At 72.4% G+C, this 19,585-nt stretch carries 15 protein-coding genes and 1 pseudogene; 5 read left to right on the top strand and 11 right to left on the bottom strand.

The window, feature by feature from the left end; genetic code table 11:
* Nucleotides 1–139: 139 nt before the first annotated feature.
* Together ACFYY7_RS21860 and ACFYY7_RS21855 are read right to left on the bottom strand one after the other, a co-directional pair.
* On the bottom strand, nucleotides 140–292 hold the full coding sequence (locus ACFYY7_RS21860) for a hypothetical protein (RefSeq protein ID WP_388663649.1): 153 nt from the start codon (nucleotides 290–292) through the stop codon (nucleotides 140–142).
* Between the two features lie 181 nt (nucleotides 293–473).
* Nucleotides 474–1,652, bottom strand: coding sequence for a PucR family transcriptional regulator (locus ACFYY7_RS21855; protein ID WP_388663648.1), 1,179 nt, complete (start codon nucleotides 1,650–1,652; stop codon nucleotides 474–476).
* Nucleotides 1,653–1,845: 193 nt separating this feature from the next.
* Between ACFYY7_RS21855 and ACFYY7_RS21850 the strand changes: the two genes are divergently transcribed.
* A complete protein-coding gene (locus ACFYY7_RS21850) occupies nucleotides 1,846–3,585 on the top strand; it encodes an aldehyde dehydrogenase family protein (RefSeq protein ID WP_388663646.1) in 1,740 nt (579 codons plus the stop codon).
* Between the two features lie 74 nt (nucleotides 3,586–3,659).
* On the opposite strand, the gene ACFYY7_RS21845 is transcribed toward ACFYY7_RS21850, so the two are convergent.
* The 6 genes from ACFYY7_RS21845 to ACFYY7_RS21820 form a co-directional block, all read right to left on the bottom strand.
* Nucleotides 3,660–3,815, bottom strand: coding sequence for a DUF6131 family protein (locus ACFYY7_RS21845; protein WP_266735132.1), 156 nt, complete (start codon nucleotides 3,813–3,815; stop codon nucleotides 3,660–3,662).
* A gap of 78 nt (nucleotides 3,816–3,893) precedes the next feature.
* Nucleotides 3,894–5,258: a nitrate/nitrite transporter gene (locus ACFYY7_RS21840; protein WP_388663644.1), complete on the bottom strand. Its 1,365-nt coding sequence runs from the start codon at nucleotides 5,256–5,258 to the stop codon at nucleotides 3,894–3,896.
* Nucleotides 5,255–5,677 carry a nitrite reductase (NAD(P)H) small subunit gene (locus ACFYY7_RS21835; RefSeq protein WP_388663643.1) on the bottom strand — a complete coding sequence of 141 codons (423 nt, stop codon included), beginning with the start codon at nucleotides 5,675–5,677 and terminating at the stop codon, nucleotides 5,255–5,257. Before ACFYY7_RS21835 ends, ACFYY7_RS21840 begins: the two co-directional genes overlap by 4 nt.
* Complete coding sequence (gene nirB, locus ACFYY7_RS21830; RefSeq protein WP_388663641.1) at nucleotides 5,674–8,271, bottom strand: nitrite reductase large subunit NirB; 2,598 nt, start codon at nucleotides 8,269–8,271, stop codon at nucleotides 5,674–5,676. Before nirB ends, ACFYY7_RS21835 begins: the two co-directional genes overlap by 4 nt.
* Before the next feature lie 31 nt (nucleotides 8,272–8,302).
* Nucleotides 8,303–9,538: an NAD(P)/FAD-dependent oxidoreductase gene (locus ACFYY7_RS21825; RefSeq protein ID WP_388663639.1), complete on the bottom strand. Its 1,236-nt coding sequence runs from the start codon at nucleotides 9,536–9,538 to the stop codon at nucleotides 8,303–8,305.
* Nucleotides 9,535–11,613 carry a molybdopterin oxidoreductase family protein gene (locus ACFYY7_RS21820; protein WP_388663638.1) on the bottom strand — a complete coding sequence of 693 codons (2,079 nt, stop codon included), beginning with the start codon at nucleotides 11,611–11,613 and terminating at the stop codon, nucleotides 9,535–9,537. Before ACFYY7_RS21820 ends, ACFYY7_RS21825 begins: the two co-directional genes overlap by 4 nt.
* Before the next feature lie 191 nt (nucleotides 11,614–11,804).
* Between ACFYY7_RS21820 and ACFYY7_RS21815 the strand changes: the two are divergent.
* Nucleotides 11,805–12,930, top strand: a pseudogene (locus ACFYY7_RS21815) (uroporphyrinogen-III synthase).
* On the top strand, nucleotides 12,927–13,700 hold the full coding sequence (locus ACFYY7_RS21810; RefSeq protein WP_388663637.1) for a sirohydrochlorin chelatase: 774 nt from the start codon (nucleotides 12,927–12,929) through the stop codon (nucleotides 13,698–13,700). Before ACFYY7_RS21815 ends, ACFYY7_RS21810 begins: the two are co-directional and overlap by 4 nt.
* Here the strand turns inward: ACFYY7_RS21810 and ACFYY7_RS21805 are convergent.
* Nucleotides 13,684–14,304, bottom strand: coding sequence for an L-threonylcarbamoyladenylate synthase (locus tag ACFYY7_RS21805; protein ID WP_266735141.1), 621 nt, complete (start codon nucleotides 14,302–14,304; stop codon nucleotides 13,684–13,686). The genes ACFYY7_RS21810 and ACFYY7_RS21805 overlap by 17 nt on opposite strands.
* Before the next feature lie 201 nt (nucleotides 14,305–14,505).
* Between ACFYY7_RS21805 and ACFYY7_RS21800 the strand changes: the two genes are divergently transcribed.
* A complete protein-coding gene (locus tag ACFYY7_RS21800; RefSeq protein ID WP_388663635.1) occupies nucleotides 14,506–14,976 on the top strand; it encodes a GreA/GreB family elongation factor in 471 nt (156 codons plus the stop codon).
* Here the strand turns inward: ACFYY7_RS21800 and ACFYY7_RS21795 are convergent.
* Nucleotides 14,973–16,997 (bottom strand): DUF4157 domain-containing protein, encoded by a 2,025-nt coding sequence (locus tag ACFYY7_RS21795; RefSeq protein WP_388663633.1) that lies wholly within the window; start codon nucleotides 16,995–16,997, stop codon nucleotides 14,973–14,975. The two genes, ACFYY7_RS21800 and ACFYY7_RS21795, sit on opposite strands and share 4 nt — an antisense overlap.
* A 220-nt stretch (nucleotides 16,998–17,217) precedes the next feature.
* Between ACFYY7_RS21795 and ACFYY7_RS21790 the strand changes: the two genes are divergently transcribed.
* On the top strand, nucleotides 17,218–18,762 hold the full coding sequence (locus ACFYY7_RS21790) for a PQQ-binding-like beta-propeller repeat protein (protein WP_388663632.1): 1,545 nt from the start codon (nucleotides 17,218–17,220) through the stop codon (nucleotides 18,760–18,762).
* Nucleotides 18,763–18,802: 40 nt separating this feature from the next.
* On the opposite strand, the gene ACFYY7_RS21785 is transcribed toward ACFYY7_RS21790, so the two are convergent.
* On the bottom strand, nucleotides 18,803–19,444 hold the full coding sequence (locus ACFYY7_RS21785; protein WP_388663631.1) for a DUF1345 domain-containing protein: 642 nt from the start codon (nucleotides 19,442–19,444) through the stop codon (nucleotides 18,803–18,805).
* Between the last annotated feature and the right edge of the window lie 141 nt (nucleotides 19,445–19,585).

Raw genomic sequence — 19,585 nt, 5'->3', positions numbered from 1 at the left:
GTGACGACCGGTACGGCCGCGGTGGACACGTTCCGCCGCGGCCGTTGCCGTACGCCGGTGCCACGAAGTCATTCCCGTACGCCGGTGCCGCGGCCGTTCACGTACGCCGGTGCCGCAGGGCCGTCCGGCCCGCCCCGGCCTAACCCGGCATGTTCACGCCGCTGTACCTGAGCAGTTGGGGCACCCTGGCCGCGAGTGTCAGCAACACCGCGACCAGCAGGATCCCGCTGAGGAACGCGGTGACTCCGACTTCGAACCGTGCCGATGCCTCCACCGGCTCTTTCTTTGACAACGCACCCCTCCTCGTCCGGCGCCCCGCCCCGGTCCGCGGACCGGCCGGTCCTCCCACGGGAGCGGGTCGACGAAGGGCAGGGTGATCACCCGCCGGAAATGGTATCCCGAACATGCGGGGCCGGTCGGGCGGTTCGCCGGGCCCGGTCCGCGACTGCAGCCGGGCCGTGCACCGCGGAGAGCTACCGGGTGTCGCCGGAGAGTCGCCGCGCCCGCAGGGCGACATAGAGCTCGGCGGCGTCGACCGGGCGGGTCGGAGCGCGGCCCGTCAGCTCCGTGATGCGGGCGATCCGGTACAGCACCGTGTTGCGGTGGCAGTGGAGCCGGCGTGCCGCCTCGGCGGTCGAGCCGTCCGCGGCGAACCACGCGTCCAGGGTGTCGAGCAGGGCCGCGTCGCCGCCGTCGCCGGAGAGCAGCGGCCCGAGCACGTTCTCGCCGAGCTCGGCCGCGGACTCGGCGTGGGCCGCGACGAGGGCGTCGATCGGGGCGCTGCCGTAGCAGTGGACGCCGGTCCCCGCCGGGGCCACGCACTCCAGGGCGATCCGTGCCTGGCGCACCGCCTCCGGCGCCGCGGCGAGCGTGGTGAACGGCCGGCTCACGCCCACCCGGGCGGTCGCCGCCTGCCGCACGGTCCTGAGCACCGCGGCGGCCCCGGCCTCGCCGGCCGGGGCGACCAGGCCCAGCCGCTCGCCCAGTTCGGTGGTCCACACGGACGCCACGTCCACGTCGGCCAGCCGGGCGGCGACTCCGGGGAGCGGGTCCTCGCCGTCGCGCCCGAGCTCGCCGGCCACGACGTGGAACGAGGCCCGTTCCGGCAGGCCCAGGGCTCGTTGGACGCCCGCGGCGCTGCCGAACCGGACGTCGTCGGACCCCTCGAAGACACGGAGCAGTGTGACCCGTCGCGCCACCTGCTCCTGCCGTTCCCGGTCGTCGGCGACCTCGCGGTACGCCTCTGTCGCGGCCGTGGAGCAGCGGTCCAGGACGGCCCAGAAGTGGGTGGAGCGGCGCAGCAGCGCGTCGGCCTGCTCGCCGGCCGTGGCGCGGGCGATCGCCCGCTCCCAGATCTCCATGCCACCGAGCCGGAAGGCGTGCAGCAGCGCCGGGAGCGGGACGCCGTGCTCGGCCTTGATCCGCCCGGCCCGCCGGGCCGTCTCCTCGCAGACGTCGGGGCCGCCGGTCTCCTTGTGCAGGAGGGCCTCGATGTTGGCGTGGACGAGGTCGCGGAGGAGGGCGGGCGGGAGCGGGCTCCCGGTGTAGCAGGACTCGTCCGCGGCGATCTTCTGGACGGTCACGTCGGTGAGTTCGCCGACGGAGGCGAGGATCCCGGCGAAGACGGGGCCGCAGCCCGTGGTGTCGCTCATGCCGCCACCGTACCCGCCCCGCCCACGGTCGAATTGTGCGGCCGCACAGTGCAGTTCGGTGGATCTTGCGGTGCCCGCCCATGGCGGGGCGTTCGGATCTCCGTCATCTTGGTGTGGTCCGGAGAACCTTGTGCCACGGACCAACTCCGCAGCACGGCGCCCGTCCGTGCGGTCGCGACCGAGGGAGAGCACCATGACTGCCGCAGCATCCGAGGACAGCACCGGGACGACGGCCGGGGACGTACCCGGCCTCGACACGATGCTGGCCGAACTCGCGGAGGGTGAACGGCGTTGGGCGGCGACGTCCCTGGCCGAGCGGGGCGCCCTGCTGACCCGGGTCCATGCGGCGGTCTGCGCCGAGGCCGAGAACTGGGTTCGGGTGGCGAGCCGGATCAAGCTGCTGCCGGACGACTCGCCGCTCGTCGGTGAGGAGTGGCTCTCCGGTCCGTACGCGCTGCTGACCTCCCTGGACGCGCTCGCCCGCACGCTCCGGACCATCGCGTCGGGTCACGGCCCGCTCGACGGTGCGAAGTTCGGGCAGGCACCGGGCGGCCGGGTGAGTGTGCCGGTCCTGCCGCTCACCGTGCGGGACCGGCTGCTCATGAACGGCTTCAGCGCCGAGGTGTGGATGCCGCCCCGGGTCGACGCGGACACCGTGCGGCGCCGGGCGGGCCTCGGAGCGCTGCACCCGGAGCGCACTTCGGGCATCGGTCTCGTCCTCGGCGCCGGCAACATCACCTCCATCGCACCGCTCGACGTGCTGTACGAACTGGTCGCGCACAACCGGGTCGTCGTGCTGAAGCTCAATCCGGTGCTGGGCGAGCTCGAACCGGTCTTCCGGCGCGCGCTCGCACCGCTCGTCGACCACGGCGTCCTGCGCATCGTCACCGGCGGGAGCGACGTCGGCGGCTACCTCGCACACCATCCGGACGTCGCGCACGTCCACATCACCGGCGCTCTCGCCACCCATGACGTCGTCGCCTTCGGACCGGGCGAGGAGGGCCGGGCCCGCAAGGCCGCCGGCACCCCGCTGCTCGACAAGCCCATGACGAGCGAACTCGGCGGCGTCTCCCCGGTGATCGTGGTCCCGGGCACGTGGAGCGCTGCCGATCTCCGCTACCAGGCCGAACACATCGTGACCCAGCGGCTGCACAACAGCGGCCACAACTGCATCGCCTCGCAAGTGGTCGTGGTCAGCGGCGACTGGCCGCAGCGTGAGGCCTTCCTCGGGCATCTCCGGGACGCCCTGCGGACTGCCCCGGCCCGGCCCGCCTGGTATCCGGGCAGCGCGGACCGGCTGGCCGACGCGGCGCGCAGCCATCCGGGGGCCGAGTGGCAGGGCGTGGAGGGATCGCGTCTGCTGGTCGAGGTCGGCGGCGACGGGAGCCCGGCAGAGGTGGAGACGACCGAGTACTTCGCGCCCGTACTCGGTGTCCTCTCACTCCCCGGCCTGGGTTCCGAATTCCTGGACCGGGCCGTCGAGCGGGCCAACCGGGACCTGTTCGGCACGCTCGGGGCGAACATCGTGATCGACCCGGTCACCTTGAAGCGCCTGGGCCGGTCGTTCGACCGTGCGGTGGCGGAGCTGCGGTACGGGACGGTCGCCGTCAACGCCTGGACGGCGCTCGGCTTCCTCACCGCGACGGCGCCGTGGGGCGCCTTCCCCGGCCACACCGTCACGGAGGCCGGGAGCGGGATCGGCGTCGTGCACAACGCCCTGCTGATCGACGCACCGGAACGCACCGTCGTCCGGGGGCCGTTCCGGCCCTTCCCGAGGTCGGTCGCGGGCGGCGAGTTCGCGCTGTTCCCGAAGCCGCCGTGGTTCGTCACCGCGCGCAGCGCCGCTCTGACGGGCCGCCGGCTCACCCGGCTGGCGCAGCGGCCGTCCTGGGCACGGATGCCGGCCGTGTTCGCCGCGGCCTTCCGGGCCTGAGCACGCGCCCGGTCCGTACGGAGCCGGCAGCGCCGGGGCTGTGACCAGTTCCCCGGGCGGTCGCCACGGCAGTGCTACCAGTAGTGGCGCCGGCCGCCCACCGCGTGTCCGACGGCGCCCAGGATCCACAGGACGGCGCCGATCACGACGAGCACGATCCCGATGGTCCACAGGATCGAGATTCCGGCCACCAGGCCGATGAGCAGCAGAATGACACCGAGGACGATCATGGCGCCCTCCAATCGTGCGGCTCATCCCAGTATGCGCCCAGGCCCCGCGGCCGCGTCGCCCAGGCGGCGCGGCCGCGGTCACACGCCGGGCAGCCGGCCCTCGGACCGGCGCAGATAGCAGGCCCAGGTCACCACCAGGCACAGACCGTAGTACCCGAGGAACGCCACGTACGCCGCCTGCCCGTTCCCCGTCTCCAGGAAGGACTGCCGGAAGGCCAGGTTGACCAGCACTCCGCCGAAGGCACCGATGGCCCCCGCCACTCCGATCAGGGCCGTGGTCCGGCGTAGGGAGCGTCGCTCGGCCTCGGCCGGCGGGGCGCCCTGCGCGACCTCCTCCCGTGCCGTTGCGCGGAAGATCGCCGGGATCATCTTGTACGTCGAGCCGTTCCCCGCCCCGCTGAGGACGAAGAGCGCGACGAACCCGCCCAGGAACAGCGCCAGGGAGTGCTGCCGTGACGCCTCCAGCACCGCGCCCGCGCCCAGTGCCATGGCGGCGAAGGTCCAGAAGGTGACCCGGGCGCCGCCGTACCGGTCCGCCAGGAGACCGCCCAGCGGGCGGGAGAGCGAGCCGAGCAGCGGCCCGAGGAAGGTGAGGGCCGCCGCCTTCGCCGGGGTGTCGAACTGCTGGTGGAACTGGACCTGGAGGACCTGTCCGAAGGCGAAGCCGAAGCCGATGAACGAGCCGAAGGTACCGATGTAGAGCAGCGACATCACCCGGCCGTGCGTGTTCCCCAGCACCTCGCGGATGGCGCCGCGCTCGCCGCGTGCGGTGGCGAGGTTGTCCATCCGAAGCGCCGCGCCGAGCGCCGCCAGCACGATCAGCGGCAGGTAGACGAGGATCAGCAGCCGTGGGTGGCCGGCGCCCGCGGTGGCCAGCACCAGAAGGCCGAGCAGCTGTACGGCCGGCACGCCGAGATTGCCGCCGCCGGCGTTCACCCCCAGCGCCCAGCCCTTGAGCCGCTGCGGGTAGAAGGCGTTGATGTTGGCCATCGAGGAGGCGAAGTTGCCGCCGCCGACCCCGGCCACGGCGGCCACCACGAGCAGTGTGCCGTACGAGACCCCGGGCTTGAGCACGATCCCGGCCAGGACGGTCGGCACGAGCAGCAACAGGGCGCTGAACACCGTCCAGTTGCGGCCGCCGAACCGTGCCACGGCGACGGTGTACGGAATCCGCAGCACCGAGCCGAGTGCGGTGGGCAGGGCGGTGAGGGTGAACTTCCCGGCCGCGTCGATGTGGTACTCCGGGCCGAGGAAGAGCACCAGCACCGACCACAGGCTCCAGACGGAGAAGCCGATGTGTTCGCTCAGGACCGAGTAGGCCAGGTTGCGCCGGGCGATCCGGGCGCCTGCCAGGGTCCAGAATTCGTTGTCCTCGGGATCCCAGTCCTCGATCCGCCGGGAGCCGGTGCGGCCGGTGGTGACGGCTGCGGTGGTGGTGCTCATCGGCTCACCTCCGCAGGGGTGGGCGCGACCACGCGCACGGGCCAGACGCGCAGGTCGGCGGGGGTGCCGTCGGGGGTGTGCGCCTCGTCCAGCGAGCGTCCGGTGCGCAGTTCGAAGGCGTGCTTGAGCATCGGCGAGATCACCACCGGCACCCCTAGCCGGCTACCGAGCAGCCCCCGGGAGATGACGTGGGCGCCGCTGAACGGGTCGCGGTTGGCCAGCGCGTGCACCGTGCCGCCGCGCTCGCGGAAGAGCGCGACCTGGTCGCCCCGCGGGCCGACCAGCACCGCGATCCCGCGTCCCGGGTCCAGATCCCGGTACCGGCATACCGGCGTCCAGGCCCGCCCGTCGTCGATCTCCACCACGGGTTCGGGGTTCGCTTCGGGGATGGTGGTCGCGTCGGGGATGGTCGCGTTCATCGTGTGCGTACCTCCAGGGCCGGGCCTGCGATCAGGGCCGGAGTGAGGGGGAACCCGTCCTCGTCGGGGCGGGCCGGGCGGATCCCGTCGCGTTCACGGACGAAGCGCACGGTGGGGTCGGGTGTTCCCGGGGCGTTGGCGAAGGAGACGAAGCGGCGTACCCGCTCGGGGTCGGCCAGGGTCGCCGCCCACTCGTCCTCGTACGTCTCGACGTGCCGTGCCATCAGTTCGTCGAGGTCCGCGCAGATGCCGAGCGAGTCGTCCAGGACGACGGCGCGCAGGTGGTCCAGGCCGCCCTCCAGGCGTTCCAGCCAGGGGGCGGTGCGCTCCAGGCGGTCGGCGGTGCGGATGTAGAACATCAGGAACCGGTCGATGGTGCGGATCAGGGTGTCGTGGTCCAGGCCGGCCGCCAGCAGATCGGCGTGGCGCGGGGTCGTTCCGCCGTTGCCGCCGACGTAGAGGTTCCACCCCTCCGACGTGGCGATCACCCCGAAGTCCTTGCTCTGCGCCTCCGCGCACTCCCGGGCGCAGCCGGACACCGCGGACTTGATTTTGTGCGGTGCCCGCAGGCCCCGGTAGCGCAGTTCCAGTTCGATTGCCAGGGCCACCGAGTCCTGTACGCCGTAGCGGCACCAGGCCTGCCCGACACAGGACTTGACCGTGCGCAGGGCCTTTCCGTAGGCGTGGCCGGACTCGAATCCGGCGTCCACCAGGCGGCGCCAGATCCCCGGCAGCTGGTCGACGGTGGCGCCGAACAGATCGATCCGCTGGCCGCCGGTGATCTTGGTGTAGAGGCCGTGGTCGCGGGCGATCTCGCCGATGGTGATGAGCCCTTCGGCGGTGATCTCGCCGCCGGGGATCCGGGGCACGACGGAGTAGGAGCCGTTGCGCTGGAGATTGGCCAGGAAGTGGTCGTTGGTGTCCTGGAGGGCGGCCTGTTCGCCGTCCAGGACGTGGCCGTTGCCGAGGGCGGCCAGGATGGAGGCGACAGTGGGTTTGCAGATGTCGCAGCCCTCGCCGTTGCCGTGTTCGTCGATGAGCCGGGAGAAGCCGGTGATGCCCTTGACGCGGACGATCTCGTAGAGCTCCGCGCGGGTATGGGTGAAGTGCTCGCACAGGCCCCGGGCCACCTCGTGCCCGCCCGCCGCCAGCTCGTCGGCCACGATGGAGCCCAGCAGTTTGACGCAACTGCCGCATCCCGTACCGGCCTTGGTGCACTTCTTGACCTCGGGGACGGTACGCATACCCTGTTCCGACACGGCCGCCCGGACGACCCCCTTGCTGACGTTGTGGCAAGAGCAGACCACCGCCTCGTCCGGCAGCACCAGCGGGCCGCTCCCCCGGCCGTCCGAGGCGGCCGGAAGCAGCAGCTGTTCCGCCGGGGCCGGTAGTCGGGAGCGGCTCGCGGCGAGCGGGCGGAGCGTGGCGTACGAGTCGGCGTCGCCGACCAGCACTCCGCCGAGCAGCCGGCCGTCCGGGCCGACGACCAGCTTCTTGTAGATTCCGGCCCTGCTGTTGGCATAGAGCACTTCCAGAGCGCCTTCGGTGGTGCCCAGCGCGTCGCCGAAACTGGCCACGTCCACACCGAGCAGCTTGAGCTTGGTGGAGGTGTCGGCCCCGGTGAACTCGGCGGCGGTGCCGGTGAGTTCACGGGCCGCCGTTTCGGCCATCGCGTAGCCGGGGGCGACCAGTCCGTAGACCCGGCCGTCGGCGGCGAGTGCGCACTCACCGATCGCCCAGATGTGCGGGTCGGCAGTGCGGCAGTGCTCGTCCACAACGATGCCGCCGCGTTCGCCCACCGGCAGCCCGCAGTCGCGGGCCAGCTGGTCGCGCGGGCGCACACCGGCCGAGAAGACCACCAGGTCGACGGCGAGGTCGGTGCCGTCGGAGAGCGCCATGGTGCGGGCCCGGCCGTGCTCGTCGGTGTCGATCCGCTGCGTGCCGGCCCCGGTGTGGACATGGACGCCGAGCTCCTCGATCTTGCGCCGGAGCACCGCGCCGCCGCCGTCGTCCACCTGGAGGGCCATCAGCCGGGGTGCGAACTCCACCACATGGGCCTCCAGGCCCATGGCCCGCAGCGCCCCGGCCGCCTCCAGGCCGAGGAGCCCGCCGCCGACCACCGCGCCGGCCGCGGCCCGGCCGGCGCTCGCGGTGATCGCCTCCAGGTCCTCGATGGTCCGGTAGACATGGCAGCCCGCGGCGTCATGGCCGGGCACCGGCGGCACGAACGGGTAGGAGCCGGTGGCCAGCACCAGGGCGTCGTAGCGCAGTACGTCGCCGCTGCGGGTGGTGACGGTGCGGGCCCCTCGGTCGATCCCGGTGGCCGGGTCGGCCAGGCGCAGTTCGATGCCGTGCCGCTCGATGAACCCGGGGGGACACAGGGTCAGTTCCTCCGCCGATGTGCCGGAGAACCAGCTGGTCAGATGCACGCGGTCATAGGCGGGGCGGGGTTCCTCGGCGAGCACGGTGACCCGCCAGCGGTGTGCCTGCCCGTCGGCAGGATGCTCGGCGGTCGTCGGCTGCTCGAACAGGGCTTCCAGGAAGCGCTGTCCGACCATGCCGTGGCCGACCAGGACCAGGGATTTCTCGATCACGGACGGTCTCCTCGGGTGACGTCACGGAGGGTCATCGGGTGGTGGTGAGCAGGTCGAGGGGGTCCTCGGGCAGCGGATCGTCGCGCTCGTAGGCGCGGGCCAGATCTCCGGCCGCGGCCAGATCGCCGAGCAGGATGCCGCCGACGAGCCGGTCGCCGCGGAGCACGAGTTTCTTGTACGAGCCACGGGTGGGGTCGGACAGGCGCAGCACATCGGTGCCGGGGACGTCCTCGCCCACCTCACCGAAGGCCGCGTACTCCAGGGCCCCCGCGGTGAGCCGGGTCATAGGGCGCGAGCCGGTGTATCGGACGTCCCCGCCCACGCCCGCCAGCCGGGCCGCGAGCAGATCGGCCTGCTCCCAGGCGGGGCCGGCCAGTCCGTGGACGGTGCCCCGGTGCTCGGCGCAGTCGCCGATCGCGTACACCCCGGGCACGGAGGCCGCCAGCCGGTCGTCCACCACCACACCCTTGCGCACCGTGATCCCGGCTGCCTCGGCCAGGCCGGTGCGCGGGCGGACCCCGCAGGCGAGCACCACCAGGTCCGCTTCCAGCAGGTGGCCGCCGGCCAGTTCGACCCCGGTGACGCGCGCTCCTCCGCGCAGGGCACGGGCCCGGTTGCCCGGGTAGGTCTCCACGCCGAGCGCGGCGAGGTGGCCGCGCAGTGCGTCCCCGGCCCGCTCGTCGAGGTGGCGCTCGATCAGGTACGGCGCCTGGTGGACGATCTCCACCGGAAGGCCGAGCGCGGCCAGTGCGCGGGCGGCGCTCACCCCGAGCACCCCGCCGCCGATCACTACGGCGCGTTCGGCTCCGGCGGCCTCCTCGGCGAGGCGGGCGCAGTCGGCCAGGGTACGGAAGGCGTGCACTCCTTCCTTCAGCCCGCCCTTGTGCCCGTACCGTTGCCCGTCCTTGTGCCGGCCCGGTTCGTGCAGGCCGCGCAGGGGCGGCAGTACGGGGTTGGCGCCGGTGGCCAGGACCAGTTCGTCATAGCCGGCCGATTCGCCCCCGGACAGCCGCAGCCGGCGTTCCACCGGGTCCAGGCCGACCACTTCGCAGCCGCTGCGCACGATCGTTCCGGCACCGTGCGGCAGCGCTATCGCCTCCGGGTCGTGACGCCCGGTCAGCACATCGGCCAGCAGCACCCGGTTGTACGGGCCGCGCGGCTCGGCCCCGTAGAGCACCACTTCCGCGTCGCCGCCGTGCGCCCGGTACTGCTGCGCGAACCTGGCGGCCGCCATCCCGGCGCCGGCCACCGCGATCCGGCGGCTCATCGGACCCGCTCCACCCGCACGGCACAGACCTTGAACTCGGGCATTTTGGATACCGGGTCGAGGACCGGGTTGGTGAGCGTGTTGGCCCGCCCGGCGCCCGCCCAGTGGAACGGCATGAAGACGGTGTCGGGCCGGATCGCCGCGGTCACCCGGGCGGGGGCGACCGCACGGCCCCGCCGGCTGGTGACCCTGAGCGGTTCCCCTTCGGACACGCCGAGCCGCGCCGCCAGCTGCGGGTGGAGCTCCACGAACGGGCCGGGCGCGGCCCGGTTCAGCTCGGGCACCCGGCGGGTCTGGGCGCCGCTCTGGTACTGGGAGAGGACCCGCCCGGTCGTGAGGTGGAGCGGGTATTCCCGGTCGGGTTCCTCGGCGGCCGGGCGGTGGGTGACGAGGGCGAAGCGGGCCCGGCCGTCCGGGGTGGCGAAGCGGTCCAGGAACAGCCGGGGCGTGCCGGGGTGCTCCTCGTCGGGGCAGGGCCAGAAGACCCCGTTCTCGGTCCGGATCCGCGGGTAGCTGATCCCGGCGTAGTCGGCCGGGCCGCCGGCCGAGGCGCGGCGGAGCTCCTCGAAGGCCTCCTCGGCCTGCTCGGGGAAGCCGTCCGCCACGCCGAGCCGGGCAGCCAGTTCGCGCAGTACGTGCAGGTCGGTGCGGACGCCCGGCGGCGGGGTCAGCGCCGCCCGGCGCAGGATCACCCGGCCCTCCAGGTTGGTGGTCGTGCCGGTCTCCTCCGCCCACTGCGCCGCGGGCAGCACCACGTCGGCGAGGTGCGCGGTCTCGGAGAGCACCAGGTCGCTGACCGCGAGGAAGTCCAGGGCCCGGAGGCGCTCGGTGACGTGGGCGGCGTTCGGCGCGGAGACCACCGGGTTGGAGCCCATCACCAGCAGTGCCCGCGCGCCGCCGGCCGTGCCCAGGCCGTCCAGCAGTTCATAGGCCGAGCGGCCCGCGCCCGGCAGGTCGTCGGGGTCCACTCCCCAGACGTCCGCGATGTGCGCGCGGGCTGCGGGGTCCGCGATCGAGCGGTAGCCGGGCAGCTGGTCGGCCTTCTGGCCGTGCTCCCGCCCGCCCTGTCCGTTGCCCTGCCCGGTCAGGCAGCCGTAGCCGGAGCCGGGCCGGCCGGCCTTGCCGAGCGCCAGGCAGAGGTTGATCCAGGCGCCGACGGTGTCCGTCCCCTTGCTGTGCTGCTCGGAACCGCGCGCGGTGAGCACCATGCCGGTGGCGGCGTCGGCGAAGAGCCTCAGGGCCTCGCGGAGTTGGTGCACCGGTACGCCGGTGATGGCTTCCACCCGCTCCGGCCAGTGCGCCATCGCCGCGGTGCGGGCCGCCTCGAAGCCGGTGGTGCGCTCGGCGACGAAAGCCTCGTCCACCCTGCGGTCGGCGACCGCCAGGTGCAGCAGGCCGAGCGCGAGCGCCAGATCGGTGCCGGGGACGGGTTGCAGATGCAGGTCGGCCTGTTCGGCGGTACGGGTGCGGCGCGGATCCACCACGATCAGGGTGCCGCCGTTGGCGCGGAGTTCGCTGAAGTGGCGCAGGGCGGGTGGCATGGTGTCGGCCGGGTTCGCGCCGACCAGGATCACGCAGCCCGTCGTGGCGATGTCGGCCAGTGGGAAGGGCAGTCCGCGGTCCAGTCCGAAGGCGATCCGGTGCGCGGCGGCCGCCGAGGACATGCAGAACCGGCCGTTGTAGTCGATGTTCGGGGTACGGAGCACCACCCGGGCGAACTTGCCGAGCAGGTAGGCCTTCTCGTTGGTGAGTCCGCCGCCGCCGAAGACCGCGACCGCGTCCCGCCCGTGGCGCAGGCCCGCCGCCGCCAGTCCGGAGGCCACCCGGTCGAGGGCCTCGCCCCAGGAGGCCTCGCGCAGCTCGCCGCCCCGCCCGTCACGTACCAGCGGCGCGGTCAGCCGGACCCCGGCGCCGAGCACCGCGGTGGCCGACCGGCCCTTTCCGCAGAGCGCGCCGCGGTTGACGGGGAAGTCGGGGCGCTCCAGTACCTGCGCCTCGCCGCCGTCCTGCGCCGCCCGCAGGCGCATGCCGCACTGCAACGAGCAGTACGGGCAGTGGGTGTCGGTCGTCGTCATGCCCCGAGCGTCGGTGTCCGCCGTTTCGCGACCGGGTCGGCCCTGTTGCGTCCGGGGTACGGCTCCTTCACCGGCCGCCGGGCCCGGGGTGACGTGGCGGAAACCTCGCGTAACGTCCGGCGGCCTCCCGCTTACGACGGCGTGATGCGGGTGCAATGTGACCGAAACAGCGCCGACGGAACCTTCAGGACATGAACAGCACCCAGCCCGCGGGCCCGCTCGTCGGCTTCACCATCGGCGTCACCGCCGCGCGCCGGCGGGAGGAACTCGTCGCGCTGCTGCGCCGGCGCGGGGCCACGGTGGTCGAGGCGCCCGCGCTGCGGATCCTCCCGCTGGAGGACGACGCGGCGCTGCGCCGGGCCACCGCGCGCTGCCTGACCGGTCCGCTCGACTATGTGGTGGCGACCACCGGGGTCGGCTGGCGCGGCTGGCTGAGCGCGGCCGACGGCTGGGGGTACGGCGCGCGGCTGGCCGAGGTGTGCCGGGACGCCGTGGTGCTCACCCGCGGCCCGAAGGCGACCGGTGCGGTGCGCGCCGGGGGCCTGAGCGACCTACTCCCCCGTGACCGAGACCACCGACGCACTGCTGACCTGGCTGCTGGCGCGCGAACTGCCGGGCAGACGGATCGCCGTGCAGGAGCACGGAGTGCCGCTGGACGCCTTCTCCGCCGCGCTGCGCGAGCGGGGCGCCGAGGTGATCCCGATCCCGGTCTATCGCTGGGGCCCGCCGGCCGATCCGTCGCCGCTGCGCCGGATGGTCGAGCAGACGGTCCGTCGTGAACTGCACGCGCTCACCTTCACCAGCGCGCCCGCGATCGACGCCTTCCTCGCCGCCGCGGCCGGACTCGGGCTCGGCGACGAGGTGTTGACCGCACTGCGGGAGGACGTGCTGCCGGTCTGTGTGGGGCCGGTCTGCGGCAGGCGGCTGGAGGAGGCCGAAGTCGCCGTGCTTTTCCCCGAGAGGGGGCGGCTCGGCGCCATGGTGCGGACCGTCGAGGCCGCACTGCCGGCGCACGCCAGGCGTGAAGTACGCGCCGGACCCAGCACGTTGGTGCTCCAGGGCAACGCCGTACTGATCGACGACGACCCGCCGGTGCGGCTTCCGCCGTTGCTCGCGGCCGTGCTGCGGGCGCTGGCCGAGCAGCCGGGGCGGGTGCTCAGCCGGGCCGAACTGCTGCGCCGTGTCTGGGTCACCGGCCAGGCCGACGAGCACGCGGTGGAGGCGGCGGTCGCCCGGCTGAGAGGGGCGCTGGACGGACACGCCCGGCTGGTGCGTACGGTCCCCAAGCGCGGCTACAGCCTGGCGGCGGCGGCATGAGGGACGAGACCGCGGCGCCGACCCTGCTGGCAGTGGCGCACGGCACCCGTGACCGGGCGGGCATCGCCGCCTACCGGGCGTTGCTCGACCTGGTACGTGCCCGGCGGCCCGGTCTGACGGCCGAGCTGTCCTTCCTGGACCTCGCCCTGCCGACGCCGGCCCAGGTGCTCGCCGCCCGTCGTGGTCCGGTGGTACTGGTCCCGCTGCTGCTGAACACCGGCTACCACGTGACGGTGGACCTGCCCGCCGTCCGGGCCGCCGCGCCCCATCCGGACATCCGGCAGGCTGCGCCGCTCGGACCGGACCCGTTGCTGGCCGCCGCCCTGGCCGACCGGCTCGCGGAGGCCGACCGACTCTCGCAGGCGGGCCGGAGCGCGGGCCGCCACGGACCGTCCGGGCCCGACGCCGTCGTGCTGGCGGCAGCCGGGTCCACCGATCCGGCGGCCCGTGCGGACACCGAGGTGATGGCCGGCCTGCTCCGGGAGCGGCTCGGTCGCCCGGTGGTCGCCGCCTGCCTCTGCGCGAACGCGCCGTCACCGGCCGAGGCGGTACGGGCCCTGCGGGCCGCGGGTCACCGCCGGGTGGCGGTGGCCCGCCATCTGATGGCCCCGGGCCATTTCGCCCGCCGCGCGCAGGAAGCCGGCGGCTGCCTCGTATCGGCCCCGCTCGGCGCGCACCCCGACGTGGCGCGCCTGGTGCTGAAGCGCTTCGACGAGGCGTCCGGGGAGGCGGCGTGGTGTCCGGCCGGGGCGGCTACTCGAACCGTGTGACGTCACCGGCGCCCCGGCGGACGATCTCGGGTTCGCCGCCGGAGAAGTCGATGACGGTGGTCGGCTCGGTACCGCAGTCACCCGAGTCGACCACGGCGTCCACCACGTGATCGAGGCGTTCCTTGATCTCCCAGCCCTGTGTCAACGGCTCGTCCTCGTCGGGCAGGAGCAGGGTGCTGGACAGGAGCGGTTCCCCGAGTTCGGCGAGCAGCGCCTGAGTGACGACATGGTCGGGGATCCGTACGCCGACCGTCTTCTTCTTCGGGTGCAGCAGCTGGCGCGGCACCTCTTTCGTGGCGGGGAGGATGAAGGTGTAGCTGCCGGGCGTCGCCGCCTTGATCGCACGGAACACATCGTTGTCGACCTGCACGAACTGACCCAGCTGGGCGAAGTTCCGGCAGACGAGCGTGAAGTGGTGACGGTCGTCGAGGTTCCGGATCGAGCGGATCCTGCCGATCCCGTCCCGGCTGCCCAGTTGGCATCCCAGTGCGTAGCAGGAGTCCGTCGGGTACGCGACGAGCGCACCGGACCGGATGCTGTCGGCAACGCTGCTGATGGTGCGCCGCTGAGGATTCTCGGGGTGCACGTCGAAGTACTTCGCCATTCGCGGAGTCTAAGGGCAGTCCGGTATCCGTTCCTCGCTTCGAGGGGGACACCGCCGTATCGGGTGAGTGACGGGCGGCTCCCGGCTCACCTCCACGGCGTGGGGACTTACCACCGCAGCATGGAGATATGCCTGATATGTTACGAATATCACTGATGACCTGCGGTGCTGGACCGCGCCGCCCGCGCGACGGGAGCAGGAATGAACGGTGGACCCGAACCCATGAGCGCTGCCGCCCGCAGGGCCCTGGAACAGGAGCTCGCCGACCTGCGCACAGAGCGCGCCACCGTCGCCGCCACGCTGCGCGGCGGGGAGCAGGTGGGCGACCGGGCGGACGAGGCCGACGAGTTGCAGCGCGGCACGGATCTCGACCGTCTGGACACCCGTATCGCCGAGATCGAAGGCCGGCTCCGCGAGGCGGACGTCGCGGGGCCGCCCTCCACCGAAACGGTCGGCGTGGGCAGCACGGTGAAGGTGCGGTTCGCGGACGCCACGGAGATGACCATGCGGATCAGCGAGTTCCCCGAGGAACTGGACCCGACGCTGGTCACCTCGGACAGCCCGCTCGGCAGCGCGCTGCTCGGCCGTCACGCCGGCGAGACCGTCACCTATGACGCGCCCGGGGGACGTACGACCGCAGTCGTGGTGTCGGTGGGCGGCGAGAGCGCCTAGGAGCCGGTTCGATCCGTTGATCGCTCTGTCAGCGACCGCCACGCCCGGGTCATGGCATGGAGCAGTGTGATCCTGCTTCGGACCGCCATGTCCACCACCTGATCGCCGAGCCCCTTGAGTTCCGCGTTCTCCTTGATCTTCTTCTTGAGGCCGCTGGCGTACTTGGAATCGTCGGCGCCGAGGTTCATGGCGGCCAGCTGTCTGAGCACGCCCACGTCGGTCACCTTCCCGTAGACGAGGTCGGCCAGGGCCAGCTTCTGCCGGGGGTCCAGTCCGTACGCCGTGGCGACGCGGTCCTGCCACTCCTGCTTCCTGGCGTGGCTCTGGGCGAGATCGAAGAGCTTCTTGAGGGTGGCATCGGTGACGGCCGCACCGCGCTCGTGCCCGCCGACGTTCTCGCCGACCCGGCTCATGTCTGTGGTGATCGCGTACCGGGAGTCGAAGGCCGCCGTCACGTCCGAGCGCTTGGAGCGCAGTGACTCCACCAGTTGCTTGCCCTCCAGTTTGCCGGTTCCGAAGGAGATGCCGTCCTCCAGCCCGTGCATGCCCCAATCCGTCTTCACCTTCACGAAGGTGTTCGGCTCGGGGTAGTACACGGCACTCGGGTCCATCCCGGCCATGGCGTCCCGGACCGCCAGGTCAACCTGGCCGGCGTGCCAGATCAGGATGCCGTCGGCGGTGGCCCTGGCGCTCTCGGGAGCCGTGTAGCCGCCGCTGAAGAGGTCCGTCTCACCCGTACCGAGGACCGTGGCGGCCGCGGAGAAGAGCGGTCCCGCCGCCGTGGCGAACGACTGGGTGTCGGAGTCGCCGATGTGCAGGTAGACGTGTTCCCTGCCCCGGTTCTTCAGGCCCTCCACCAGTTCGGCCACCTTGGGGTCGCGCTGGATCCGGTCCCTTATCTCGCCGTAGGGGATGGTGGCCTGGTTGATGCCGGCGGTGGAGGTGACGCGGTGGTCGGACCAGGTGAAGCCGATGATCTCGACCCGGAACCGGTCGGCGTCCCAACGGCTCGTGAAATTGCTGATCCTGTTCCTCAGCAGCGTCTCCGGGTCGGTCTTCGGGGCGCGCCAGCAGTTCGCCCCGATCACCAGGGCGAAGCTGTCCACGGGCGAGGTGTCCTCGTCGAATCCCGTGGTGTACGTGTCGGCGATCGCGAAGAGGTCCAGGTCGTCGCTGAGCAAGGCGGGGACGAGCGCCACCGTCCCGACACCGCCCTCCTCCACCTGGCCCTGCCCGAACGCCCCTGTGCTCGCTGATGCGTTGAGGGCGGCGAGCGTCGCCTTGCGCTGCACGGCCGCGGGCCCCGCCGTCGTCGCGGTCCGGGGGGCCGGATGCCCGGCCGTCCGCCGGACCGGTGCCGCCGGGGTGGTACCGAGACCCATGGCGCGCGTGGCACTCGCCTCGGCCTCGCGCTCGAAGCGGTCGGACGGGTCGCTGACCTTGAGGCCGTCCCCCCGGTCGGTGCCCGCGACGGCGCCTCGGCGTTGCTGGATGACGTGGGTGAGTTCGTGGGCGAGGGTATGGCGGTCGCCGCCGCCGGTGCCGATCACGATGTGGTTGCCGCTGGTGTACGCGTGGGCGCCGACTTCGGCGGCGGAGGCCCTTGCCGCGGCGTCGGTGTGGACGCGGACGTCGGAGAAGTCCGCACCGAGGCGGGCCTCCATGTCGGTGCGGGTCTCCTCGTCCAGCGCCCGGCCCGAGGTACGCAGCACGTCGTGGACAGTGGACCGCTGCACCACGGGCCGTGCGGGGCTTCCGGCCGTACCGGACTGCTGAGGCTGCTCCGCACGCCGGTGGGCGTCCTCGGCGGTGTACTGGGGCGGCTCCTGGGCCCAGGGGTGGCCGGCCGCACGGAGCATCTGGACGACCATGGCGTTGCCCGCTCCGGCCTGAAGCGCCGCCAGTCCGATGGGCGGTGCCTCGGTCCGGGTGCTCGGCGTGGTGCGGACCGAGGTGGTGACGGGCGTACCGGCCGACTTCTCCGCGCGCCGAGGGGTGTTGTGGCGGTGTGCGTGTGTCATGCCGCTGCTTTCCCTGTCCATGTGCATGGCCGCCTTCCGATCCTTGCCGAGCATAGGGGCCGGTCCGTCGTCATGGCGACGCGTTCGTATCACGTGCCGAACGGCCCCTTGGACGGCCACGGAGCGAACTCGTCCCGGATTCCCCGGTCATGTGACTACGGGACGGTAACTATGGCTGAATGACTGCGGATCACGGGAGCGCGACAGGAGAGGAAGACCGATGTCACGCCAGCCCCAGCCCTGGTACCGGCCACACCCACCGCAACAGCCGGTGCCCGGCAACCCGTATGCCTCGCAGGGCTACGACCCGCCGGGGCCGCCGCCGCGCGGACGCTTCGGCAGGGGCCCGGTGATCGCGACGGTCGTCGTTCTGCTGCTCCTGGTGACGGGCACAGTGGTGTACGCCGTGCACAACGGCCGACAGGACGGCACCGCCGCACCCGTGGCGGAGAAGTCTCCCGGCCCCTCCGCGACGCGGACCGCTCCCCGCGCCTCCGCGACCCCCACACCCAGGTGGAAGCGGATACCGACGACGGAGGAGATCAACGCGGGACGCAGACCGGAGGACGCGACGGGGTGGATCGTCGACGACCGGACCGACCTGCCCGGACGCAACATCAAGCTCTACGACCTGTGGACCGTCGGCGACACCGTCGTCCAGGCCATGCACAAGAAGGTCACCGCCTACCGGCTGTCGGACGGTTCCGAGGCGTGGAGCGTGTCATTGCCCGCGCCGGTCTGCGAGACCCCGGCCGACCCGACCCCTGACGGCAAGGTCGTCGTGGTCCACAAGAGCAGCAACGCCCGGAGCGGCAACCGGTGCAACCAGCTCCAGATGATCGATCTGCGGACCGGAAAGGCCGGCTGGCACAAGGTGCTCACCGAGACCGGGTCCATGGACGACACGATCATCGTGCACAGCGCCATCAGTGGTGACACGCTCGCGGTCGTCCAGAGCATGCGGGCCGCCGCGTACCGGGTCGAGGACGGGACCGAGCTCTACGACATTCCCATGGAGACCTCCGCGAAGTGCTACCCCGACCGGGTGGCGGGCGGCAGTCGTCTCCTGGTGAGCTCCGACTGCGCGATCAGCGTCGACCGCTCCCGGAGCTACAGCCAGCTCCGGGAGATCGATCCGCGCACCGGAAAGGTTCTCTGGCGGTACCGGACCCGGACTGGCTGGAAGGTCGGCAAGGTGCTCTCCGCCGACCCGGTCGTCCTCACCACCCTCCACAACGAGGAGCGCACCGACAACTGGCGGGTCGTCTCCCTGGGGGCCGGAGGAAAAGTCCGTACGACCATCGACGCCAGACCCAAGGGGTTCAAGTTCTGTGCCGACAGGGACAGTTCGGACACCCGCCTCCAGTCCTGCACCGGGACCGCCGTCGGCAGGAACACCGTCTTCCTGGGCGGCACCGACCGGGTCGGCGGCTACGACCTGGGCACGGGGAAACTCGTCTGGGGCGTGAAGTCCGCGGACAGCAACCTCTACCCCCTGCGCGCAGCGGACGGCACCTCCGCGTTCGTCTACGAGGCGGCCTCGGCGACCCGGCCGGGAAGCGTCCTGCGGATCGGTCCGGGCAGCGCGGAAACGGAGAGGACGGTGATGCGCCACCCCGCACCGGCCCGGTCCACGGAATCCAGGATGTTCGCCGGGAACCTGGCGTACGTGAACGGCCGGATCGTCATCACTCCTTCGGGCGTGAACGGCTCCGACAGCGACCACGAGGCCCGCATGCTGTCCTTCGCCCCCGCGGAGCCGTGAGGAGCGGGCCGGACCGGCCAGACCAACCGGACCGACCGGATCAGCCGGTGACGATTCCGGCGACGAGGTTGATCGTGGTGGCCAGGATGCTCGCGCCGAACACGTAGGACAGCAGGCAGTGCCGCAGGACGACCGCCCGGATGGCGGAGCTGGATACTCCGGTGTCGGAGACCTGGTAGGTCATCCCGAGGTTGTAGCTGAAGTAGAGGAAGTCGACGTACTTCGGCGGGTCCTGCGAATTGAAGTCGATCCCGCCCTCGGACGACACGTAGTAGAGGTACGCGTAACGGGTGGCGTACATCAGGTGGAGCGACGCCCAGGCCATGAACACACCGCAGAGCGCCGTCGCGGCCGCCGCGTGGCTCAGGTCCGTATGGCCGACCAGGAGCAGCACCACGATGCCGACCAGTCCGCACAGGGACGCCGTGACGACGGCCAGCTCCTCCAGGACGGGCCGGAACTCCTCGCGCCGGACGTTGCGGTGGGTGGTGGCCGCGTCCATGGGCCACAGCACCATCCACCCCGTCACCACGAAGAGCGTCTCCGCCGCGGCGATTCCGGTGAGGACGCCCAGCGGCCCGTTGGCCGGCACGGCGGTGACCACGCCGACCACCGCGCCGGTGATCACCGCTGCGACGAGCCGGGGCACCGCGGAGAGCGTCGGCCAATGCTTCCTGGACATCAGGGGTGACCACCTCGATGGCTCGGTGGATCACCGTGCCCGGCCGGGACAAGTAGCTCCACGCTATCGGCGCCCGCGCCGGGGTGCAGCCCGGCACGGGCGCCGATAGCCTGCCCGAAAGGATCCGTCCCGTCCCGAAAT

The organism is Streptomyces sp. NPDC001933 (genome assembly GCF_042890955.1).
Classification (GTDB): Bacteria; Actinomycetota; Actinomycetes; order Streptomycetales; family Streptomycetaceae; genus Streptomyces.
The sequence above is the reverse complement of the archived record's forward strand: the minus strand, read 5'-3'. Positions and strand labels throughout refer to the sequence as shown.

What these genes read in the sequence shown, in the direction of transcription:
- ACFYY7_RS21855 (WP_388663648.1), bottom strand. Translation starts at nt 1,652, where the DNA reads ATGAGCGACACCACGGGCTGCGGCCCCGTCTTCGCCGGGATCCTCGCC.
- ACFYY7_RS21850 (WP_388663646.1), top strand. Translation starts at nt 1,846, where the DNA reads ATGACTGCCGCAGCATCCGAGGACAGCACCGGGACGACGGCCGGGGAC.
- ACFYY7_RS21845 (WP_266735132.1), bottom strand. Translation starts at nt 3,815, where the DNA reads ATGATCGTCCTCGGTGTCATTCTGCTGCTCATCGGCCTGGTGGCCGGA.
- ACFYY7_RS21840 (WP_388663644.1), bottom strand. Translation starts at nt 5,258, where the DNA reads ATGAGCACCACCACCGCAGCCGTCACCACCGGCCGCACCGGCTCCCGG.
- ACFYY7_RS21835 (WP_388663643.1), bottom strand. Translation starts at nt 5,677, where the DNA reads ATGAACGCGACCATCCCCGACGCGACCACCATCCCCGAAGCGAACCCC.
- ACFYY7_RS21825 (WP_388663639.1), bottom strand. Translation starts at nt 9,538, where the DNA reads ATGAGCCGCCGGATCGCGGTGGCCGGCGCCGGGATGGCGGCCGCCAGG.
- ACFYY7_RS21820 (WP_388663638.1), bottom strand. Translation starts at nt 11,613, where the DNA reads ATGACGACGACCGACACCCACTGCCCGTACTGCTCGTTGCAGTGCGGC.
- ACFYY7_RS21810 (WP_388663637.1), top strand. Translation starts at nt 12,927, where the DNA reads ATGAGGGACGAGACCGCGGCGCCGACCCTGCTGGCAGTGGCGCACGGC.
- ACFYY7_RS21805 (WP_266735141.1), bottom strand. Translation starts at nt 14,304, where the DNA reads ATGGCGAAGTACTTCGACGTGCACCCCGAGAATCCTCAGCGGCGCACC.
- ACFYY7_RS21800 (WP_388663635.1), top strand. Translation starts at nt 14,506, where the DNA reads ATGAACGGTGGACCCGAACCCATGAGCGCTGCCGCCCGCAGGGCCCTG.
- ACFYY7_RS21795 (WP_388663633.1), bottom strand. Translation starts at nt 16,997, where the DNA reads ATGACACACGCACACCGCCACAACACCCCTCGGCGCGCGGAGAAGTCG.
- ACFYY7_RS21790 (WP_388663632.1), top strand. Translation starts at nt 17,218, where the DNA reads ATGTCACGCCAGCCCCAGCCCTGGTACCGGCCACACCCACCGCAACAG.
- ACFYY7_RS21785 (WP_388663631.1), bottom strand. Translation starts at nt 19,444, where the DNA reads ATGTCCAGGAAGCATTGGCCGACGCTCTCCGCGGTGCCCCGGCTCGTC.